This is a genomic window from Deltaproteobacteria bacterium (genome assembly GCA_016213065.1).
Taxonomy (GTDB): Bacteria; UBA10199; UBA10199; order SPLOWO2-01-44-7; family SPLOWO2-01-44-7; genus JACRBV01.
Genome location: JACRBV010000053.1, coordinates 1 through 8,570, shown reverse-complemented (window position 1 = coordinate 8,570; position 8,570 = coordinate 1). Strand labels below are relative to the sequence as shown.

General features: G+C 45.4%; 8 protein-coding genes. 5 read left to right on the top strand and 3 right to left on the bottom strand.

Translation table 11 applies throughout. The features are described from left to right. The 3 genes from HY877_02845 to HY877_02835 all read left to right on the top strand — a co-directional run. A partial coding sequence (locus HY877_02845; GenBank protein ID MBI5299221.1) for a UDP-N-acetylglucosamine 1-carboxyvinyltransferase occupies positions 1 to 614 on the top strand: 614 nt, incomplete at its 5' end. A 130-nt stretch (positions 615 to 744) separates the two neighbouring features. Next, positions 745 to 1,473, top strand: coding sequence for a hypothetical protein (locus HY877_02840; GenBank protein MBI5299220.1), 729 nt, complete (start codon positions 745 to 747; stop codon positions 1,471 to 1,473). After that, the gene (locus HY877_02835) at positions 1,470 to 1,811 is read left to right on the top strand and encodes a histidine triad nucleotide-binding protein (GenBank protein MBI5299219.1); all 342 of its coding nucleotides are present in this window, start codon (positions 1,470 to 1,472) and stop codon (positions 1,809 to 1,811) included. The genes HY877_02840 and HY877_02835 overlap by 4 nt, the downstream gene beginning before the upstream one ends. A gap of 12 nt (positions 1,812 to 1,823) precedes the next feature. Here the strand turns inward: HY877_02835 and HY877_02830 are convergent, their stop codons facing one another. Continuing rightward, complete coding sequence (locus HY877_02830) at positions 1,824 to 3,062, bottom strand: hypothetical protein (protein MBI5299218.1); 1,239 nt, start codon at positions 3,060 to 3,062, stop codon at positions 1,824 to 1,826. Between the two features lie 121 nt (positions 3,063 to 3,183). On the opposite strand from HY877_02830, the gene HY877_02825 reads away from it, so the two are divergent. Further along, positions 3,184 to 4,413: an ATP-binding protein gene (locus tag HY877_02825; GenBank protein ID MBI5299217.1), complete on the top strand. Its 1,230-nt coding sequence runs from the start codon at positions 3,184 to 3,186 to the stop codon at positions 4,411 to 4,413. An 8-nt stretch (positions 4,414 to 4,421) separates the two neighbouring features. Here HY877_02825 and HY877_02820 read toward each other — a convergent pair whose 3' ends face one another. Together HY877_02820 and HY877_02815 are read right to left on the bottom strand one after the other, a co-directional pair. Further along, entirely contained in the window at positions 4,422 to 5,573 is a 1,152-nt protein-coding gene (locus HY877_02820; GenBank protein ID MBI5299216.1) for an exodeoxyribonuclease VII large subunit, read from the bottom strand. Positions 5,574 to 5,637: 64 nt separating this feature from the next. Then, positions 5,638 to 6,987, bottom strand: coding sequence for a patatin-like phospholipase family protein (locus HY877_02815; GenBank protein ID MBI5299215.1), 1,350 nt, complete (start codon positions 6,985 to 6,987; stop codon positions 5,638 to 5,640). 159 nt (positions 6,988 to 7,146) lie between these two features. Here HY877_02815 and HY877_02810 point away from each other — a divergent pair, with 159 nt between their 5' ends. After that, on the top strand, positions 7,147 to 8,337 hold the full coding sequence (locus HY877_02810) for an ATP-binding protein (protein MBI5299214.1): 1,191 nt from the start codon (positions 7,147 to 7,149) through the stop codon (positions 8,335 to 8,337). The last annotated feature ends 233 nt before the right edge of the window (positions 8,338 to 8,570 follow it).

The following is an 8,570-nucleotide window of genomic DNA, read 5'->3' as shown; positions in this document are numbered from 1 at the left end:
CCATCACCATCAAAGGAGTCCCCTCACTCAAAGCCACGCAACACAAAGTCATTGCCGATCGGATCGAAGCCGCAACATTCTTGATGGCTGGCGCTGTAACGGGAGGTTCGGTGGCCGTGAAGGATTGCCCTGTAGAATTTCTGGAAGCTCCTCTTCAACTTTTAAAAGAGACGGGATGTAAAATAGATATCACCGACCGACAGATTGCTTTGACAGCACCAAAACGTTTGATCAGCAGAAATCTTACCACCTCTCCTTTTCCCGGTTTTGCAACCGATCTTCAGGCGCAATTCATGACACTCATGACAAAAGCGGAAGGAACCAGTCTCATCACCGAAACTATTTTTGAGAATCGCTTTCAACATGCTCTGGAATTAAAACGACTTGGCGCCGACATCACACTGGAAGGACATACTGCCACAGTCAAAGGCGTTGAAAAACTTTCCGGCGCCCCGCTCATGGCAACCGACCTCAGAGCCTCGGCATCTCTTGTGTTGGCAGGACTGGCGGCCGAGGGCACAACAACCGTTGATCGCGCCTATCATATTGACCGCGGTTACGAACACATCGAGGAAAAACTCGCATTGCTCGGCGCAAAGATAGAAAGGAAATAGCGTATGGGCACTTCTAAAAACCCCATTTGTCATCCTGAACGAAGTGAAGGATCTACTTGATCATAAAGTGGATTCTTCGCTTTGCTCAGAATGACAAACTATATTTCCATAGGTTTTTAAAGGTATCCTTATGCAACTCATTCCTTTGATTTATCTTAAAAACGGGAAAGCGGTTCGGCCCATCGGCACAAATCCAAATTGGTTTCAGGAAAATCCGCTTGAGTTGGCCCGCTATTTCAAATCTCAGGGCGCCGAAGCCGTTTTTCTGGATGATCTCAACATTCCCCTTACCGGAAAGGGAGAAAATTTCGCGGCCGTTCAATCCATCCAAGAAAATTTGAAAATGAGATTGTGGGTTAGCGGCAATTTTCGTTCTCTCTCAACCATAGAATCCTACGCGGAACTCGGAATTGATAAAATTATTTTGGGGGGAAGCGCCTATCAGGATCCCAATCTTTTGAAAGAAGCCGCGCAAAAATTTCCGCAAAAGATCGCCGTGCAAATTGAGGTGAGAAATAAAAAAGTGGTGATCCCGGGACTGGTCGCGCCAAGTCATAAAACCGCCGCCGACTACGCCAGCCGGTTTGAAGAAGAGGGCGTGGCCGCTTTGTGTTATCTAGAGCCTGTCAACGAAGGATTGAAAGATCTGTGCGTGCAGGTGAAAATTCCCGTTTTGAGTCTGCAAGACGTACCCAAAATGGAAGATTTGGAAAAACTTTTTGAATGCGAACGTTCCGGTTTGATCGGCGTTGTGTTGGGAAAAACGCTCTACGAAAACAGAATTGATTTGAAAAGTTCTAAAGGTTTTCTGGATGAATTGGAAGCAAGAACAGCACAGGAAAAAACGGAGGGAGAATGAGCGACTGTCTTTTCTGCAAAATCGCGGCGGGCGAAATTCCCTGCGACAAGGTTTATGAAAATGACGACATTCTGGGTTTCAAAGACATCAATCCAAAAGGACCGGTTCATATTTTATTCATTCCCAAAAAACATTACGCAACGCTCAACGACATCCCCTCTTCGGATATTCCATTGATCGGAAAAATTTTCGCGGTTGTGCAGAAGGTAGCGAAGGAACAGGGAGTAGCGGAAAGTGGTTATCGCACACTCATTAATACCAATCGAAATTCAGGTCAGATTGTTTTTCACGCCCACTGGCACTTGATAGGCGGAAAACCGCTTGGGCCAATGGCTTAAGGGCGGGATGGACTATAGACCATGGACTATGGACCAGAGACTAAAAACAATTAAAACAGCAACGGCAATATATACCACCACTACAAACCAGCGCGTGGGGCCTTTTTGTTTTGGCAGGAAAGAAGAATACCACGGAACAAATTGATAAGCGGGTTCTTCCGGAGGGGTCTCTTCACCTAAACCGGAAAACCCACCACTCTTTTTCTGTTTTTTCTGTCTCAATGCTTTTTCTTTTTGCGTCGCACTCATTTGCAAACCAAGATCTCCGGCCACTTTTTCTTCCGCCTGAGCCGTTTTCAAAAATTTTCCCTGTGTGGGGGCTTGGTTCCAACTGGAATCGGCTTCGGCATTTTTGATCGCCAGATATTCAAGTTCCTCGGCAGATTGCCCCTGAAGGTCCTGTCTGGAAAGTTGAGCGCCAGGCTCCAAAAGATTCAAACGTTGCGCCAAATTTTGAGCTTCCTGCGAAAGACGAAATCGTGCAAATTTTTCGACTTGTCCGTTGATCAAAGCCAAATCGGAAATAACCGTTGCCCTTGAATTTTTCTGCACCAACCCTCGGTAAACCCAGCTATCAACATGGTTTACAGAGACATGTCGTTTGACGGTGCGTTGCACAAAATGACTAAAGAAGGAACGCCACTGATCGGCAGTCTTTTTGAAAAAAGAGGATCGACCCACTTCAGCTTCCTGCGCAACTTTTGATCCGCCTTCAAAACGTTTCAACAACATTTGTTCAAAACGGCTCAACAGTTTGGAAATTTTTGATTCTACCTGCGGTTGTGCTGGTGGCATTTTGGCCCGCGTCGCAGGATCGGCCAAATAATTTTCGTATCCCTTTTCTTTTACTCCCTGCAATTTCCCCTTCTGAACCAACAGCGCTTCAAGCGACATTTTTGATTCGTGGCGAATGCTTTCCCCTTTTTCTTTTTCGTGAGATTGTGCCTGAGGCGATTTTTCGCGCTGATCATGAACGATATAATTACTGCCGGGCAACTTAAAGGTCTGATAAACCTGACTCGCTTCGAGTTTAACAAGAATTCTTTGAATCAAACGAGGTAATTCGCGGGACATTTTCTGAACGGTTTCCGCATCGGCGGGTTTGGAAGAGGTCTCTCCCTGTTTGAGTATCGCCTGCTCTTGCCGGATCGTATCGTTGATTTTTTGGATATCCTGATCGGGCTGTTCGGACGCACTTCGTGCCACTCCTTTTATCGGCTCCTGATCTTTGACTCCCGCACTCAATGGCATAACGTCTCCTTCAAAACCTTACTATAATGATTTCGATGAAATTGGCCATGACATATCCGTCAATTTCATATTCCTGCAAAAAAGTCGTGACCTTTTTGCAGGAATATGTGAATATCTTGTCATGCGATATATCGAAAAAGAAATCATTAACTGCTTGAATTCAGAAAGAAAAATGGCTTTTGTCTGCGGGCCAAGACAGGTCGGAAAGACCACTTTTGCACGCCATGTTTTGGATAAAGAAGGGGTCTCTCAAGGTTATTTCAACTGGGACATTGAAAAAGACAGACGAGAGATTCTCAAGGGCAAGGAGGATTTTTGGCGTCTTCGATTGAAGAATGCCTCCGATCCTCTCCTTGTGTTGGATGAAATTCATAAATACCCGCGTTGGAAACGGTTTCTCAAGGGACTGTTTGATGCGGTCCACAAAGAACTGCGGGTTTTAGTGACCGGAAGTGGGCGTCTCAATGTCTATCAGCGTGGCGGGGATTCTCTTTTCGGCCGTTACCATCTCTTCCGCATGATGCCGTTGACCGTCGGAGAAATTCTTAACGCCGCATCGTCGGTCTTGGCACCTGAAAAAGCGCTGGAGTCTTTACTTTCCACCCCTGCATCCGGAAATATCAAAGAGGCCGGTGATGACTTTGAGCAGATATTTCAGTTCAACGGTTTTCCGGAGCCTTTTTACAACGGCACATCGAAAATGCTTGTGCGCTGGCGACGCGAACACCGTGAACTTATTTTAAGGGAAGATTTGCGCGATTTGACGCGCATTCGCGATATCGGTTTGATGGATGCTCTCGTTGGAATGTTACCGGAAAGGATCGGTTCTCCCCTGTCGCTGAATTCTCTCAGAGAAGATCTCGACGTCTCTTTCAATACAGTCAAACACTGGATCAAAACACTCCATTTTCTTTACTATCTTTTTAAGATCAAGCCTTTTGGCGGAAGATTGGCTCGGACTCTGAAAAAAGAGGCGAAAATTTATCTTTTTGACACCAGCGTTATCGAATCGGAAGGGGCGCGTTTTGAAAACATCATGGCCCTGCACCTTTTGAAAGCTTGTTATGCATGGAGTGATTTCGGCTTCGGCGATTACGATCTGCATTACGTGCGCGACAAGGAAAAACGGGAGACGGATTTTCTTGTCACGGAAAATGAAAAACCGTGGATGCTGGTGGAATGCAAATTGTCGGACAGGGAGCCCGATTCCTCCCTTCAATACTTTCACAAGGCCCTCAAGACAAAATACGTTTTTCAGGTGGTGCGCCAGCTTCCGGCCGGCGATTTTTACAAAACGAAAAACGACATTTATATCGCGGCCGCGCCCCGCTTTCTTTCACATCTCCCCTAACCCATCCTTCACGAAACCTCCGTCAGTTTTGCGGTGGATTTGCCTTCATGAAAAGTAATTTCAACCTCTTCCCCTTTTTTTAGATCTTTTGTCGATTTGATCGGTCGCGGATCTCCCACTTTTTGCACCACGGAATAACCTTTCGCTAACACATTCAAGGGAGAGAGATGATCCAAATTACTGCACAATTTTTTGAAATGTTGAAACCGTTTGTCAAAAGAAACCTGCCAGCCAAACTGCAGACGCGAACGCAAATCATCACTGCGCATCATGAGATCGGGAAAACGTCTCAACGGACTTTTGAAAAGCTGTTGTTTGAGTTGTTCAAGATGCATGAGCAAATCTTCTCTTTTGGGCACCGCAATTTCCGCCGCCGCGGAAGGCGTTGGAGCACGCACATCGGCCACAAAATCGGCAATCGTAAAATCAATCTCATGTCCCACGGCGCTGATGATGGGAATGCGCGACGCAAAAATGGCCCGCGCAACCACCTCTTCGTTGAACGCCCAAAGATCTTCCATCGAACCGCCGCCGCGTCCCACAATCATCACATCAATATCGTCTCTCTGATTTAACAGACTAATCGCCTCCGCAATTTCTTCGGCCGAGCCTTCTCCCTGCACCTTCACCGCGGCCAAAATCACATCCACACTGGGAAAGCGCCGATGCAGAACTTTCAAAATATCCTGAATCGCGGCACCTGTTGAAGAAGTGACCACACCAATCGTCTTGGGCAGAAATGGAAGCGGTTTCTTGTGTCTGGTTTCAAAAAGATCCTCCGCCTGTAATTTTTTCTTGAGTTGTTCAAAGGCAAGTTGAAGAGCGCCAATCCCCTTGGGTTCACAATGATCAACAACAATCTGATACTGCCCGCGCGATTCGTAAACCGTCACGCGCCCGTGGCAGATCACTTCAAGCCCCTCGGCCAATTTGAAAGGAAGATTGCCATTGGCGCCGTGAAACATGACGGCGGAAATCTGAGCCTTGTCGTCTTTTAACGTAAAATAAAAATGTCCCGAGGAGGGACTGCGAAAATTGGAAATTTCTGCGGCAATCCAAACTTCAACAAATTCTTTTTCAAGATTGGAACGAATCTGTCGAGTTAGCTCCGATACAGAATAAATCTTTGGAGTTGTTTTTTCTTCAGGTCCCTTGTCCATGGTCCTTTGTCCATGGTCTGTAATTTCCTCCTTTATTTCAAAATTAAAACCCTGTTGTTTCATTTCAAACCCTCTTCCGCTGTTTTTTTCGTTTCTCCCCTTCCAAAACTTTTTTCAACATAAACGGATCGGGTTCTTCGCTGTGAATTTTCTGATACTCCACCTCCACCCCTTTGCGATTCATTGTGATGCCGTAAGAGGCAAGGATCGGGGCGATCTTGTCGAATTTTTTATCGATAGAATTGCGAGCCGATTCAAATCCCAGTTGGGCCGCATGAAGTCTGTGTCCCAGAGCAAACGGATTCATCGAAAAAAAAGCCTGATCATCGGCTTCGGGTTCAATCAAAATGATATCCCCGTCAAACGTAGAACTTTTTTCATACAAGTTCAGGGCGGCGTGAATCCGTGTGTGAAAAATGGTTCTGAAAAACTGGTTGAGGACTGAAAAAAAACCCTCTTCGGTGAGACTTTGTTGTTTTGCTTTTGGATGGCGCGACATTTTGTCAACAAATTCTCTGTTTTCGTAAGGGCGAAAAGGATTGTAGCAAATAATCAGCTTCGCCTTTTTCTGAATCATCAAATCAAGATTGGCTGTTTGTTTAACGCCGCCATCGACAAAATATTCGTTTCCGATTTTAACGGGTTTGTAAAAACCGGGCATGGCGGTGGAAGCCTGCACCGCTTTCGAAATTGTGATGTCATTTCTTTCATCGGGTCCAAAGACCACCTCTTCCGCTCCATCCAAAGTCATCGCGGTGATGTAGAGTTTTTTCCCTCCCATCTTCGCGGCCAATTTAAAATTGTTGGTCATGCGATTGTGACGGATGTTATTTCGCAGATATCGCTCCAACGGGCCATTATCAAAGGCTCCCGAGGGGAGACATTCAAGCAAAGAGGGAAACGGATGATCCGACAGAGCCGATTCCTCGACCATTTCCATGAGACGATGGTAATGGGACACTGTCGGATGTTTCAAAAAATCAACGAACAAACTTTGCAAGCCGTCTTTGCGAACCGGAATGCGTGTGACCAAACGCCACAGAGCCAGAGGCAACCAGCTTGCCGCCTTGGTGGCGTAGTGAACCGGGCGGAAAAGATATTCCTCCCAGTTCGGCCAATAAAAATGCCACGGTTCGAGTTTGGAAAATTTTTTGGAACTCCCATCCAAACTTTTCAGCATTTCTTCGGGAGAAATTCCACCAACAAGAGAAGTAGCCAGCAAAGAACCCGAAGAAATACCCAAAAAAATGTCAAAATCCGTGATCCGAAAATTGGTGAAATAGTCGTTGAAAGCCTTGAGCCCGCCAATTTTGAAAGCGGCTCCGGTGAGAGCTCCTCCCGCCAACACAAGCGCCTTCGTAGCCTTGGGCTTAAATTTCTTGAGATTACTTTTATGAACGATAGTTATCCCCATGGATTTTTATTTTTTAGCATAAATAACAGAAATTAAAAATGAAAGGTTAATGTGAGAATTTAAATTGACAGTTTAAATTTTCAATGTCACCCTTCTCCAGTGCAATATAAAACGCGTCTCCAAGAAAAACGACTTAGGTCCTGTTTAAAACAATTTTCAGTGGTTTGTCTCACTGGCCCCAGACAAGCCGGCAAATCGACTCTTCTCAAACACATTCAGGAGCCCAACTGGGAATATCTCAACTTTGATCAACGTGGCCTGCTGGAGAGGGCCCTTCACGATCCCGATCTTTTCATTCAAAACACCAAAACTCCGGCGATACTCGACGAAGTCCAGAAAGCCCCGCCCCTTTTTCACGCCATCAAGGCCATCATCGACGACAATCCCGAAAAAAAATTCATTCTCTCCGGTTCGGCTAATTTTCAACTGATGCAAAATATCACCGAAACACTGGCTGGGAGGACCGCACTTCTTGAATTGTTTCCTTTTTCCATCGGGGAAATTTCGGGGATAACTCAACCGGTTTTTCTCTTCCAGCTTTTGAAGACAAAAAACTTTGCCGATTTTTTAAAAATGTCCCATGACATCAAACCCAAAGCTTTGAATCATCTCTATGGTCATATTTTATCGGGTGGTATGCCGAAAATTTGCGAATTAAAAACGGCGGAAGAAAAAACATTGTGGTTTGAAAATTACAGGACAACTTACATTGAGAGAGATCTCAGAAATCTTGCACAAATCGGCAATCTGGAAGATTTTCAGAAATTCTACCAATCGCTGGCTTTCCAAACCGGAAACATCCTGAATTTGAGTGATCTGGCCAAGGACATTGGCGTTACTGTCCCCACCTGCAAACGGTATCTCGATATTTTACGCACATCGTATCAGGCTTTTACTCTTCCGGCTTATCACACCAACATCAAAAAGCGCCTAGTTAAATCTCCCAAATGTTATCTCATGGATACCGGAATGGCCTGTTTCTTCCTCCGATACGAATCGGAAGAGATGCTAAAAAACAGCGGCCGTTTGGGGGCCCTTTTTGAAACGTGGGTTATCAATGAAATTCAGAAAATATGCGCCACATTTCTTTCACCACCCGCTTTTTATTTCTGGCAACCCCATGCCGGGCATGAAATCGATCTTCTACTGGAGTATGGGGAATTTCTTTACGCGATAGAAATCAAACACGCTGTGCGCATCCAAAACAGTGATATCAAGGGAATGCAAACATTCTTCAAAGATATCCGGCACAAAAAAATTCCTTTTGGAATTATTCTCTATCGCGGCGACAAAATTCAAACTGTAGCCCCCAATATTGCCGCCATTCCCCTCGAATATCTTTGGCATTAATTAAAACCGCCAAATTTCTGACGGGATGGGTATCAATATTTAAAACATCAAACCGGTTGAAATCGGGGATGGAATCCATTAGATTGAGCACGTGGATTATCAAATTCTCCTTTACCGAAAATGGTCGCCCATGAAACGGCTCGAAGCCGCATTCCAACTTTATCAATTGACGAAAGAGATAATCCGAACCCGGGAGAAACATCGAAGGCCCCTTTTGAACGACAAGGAACTGG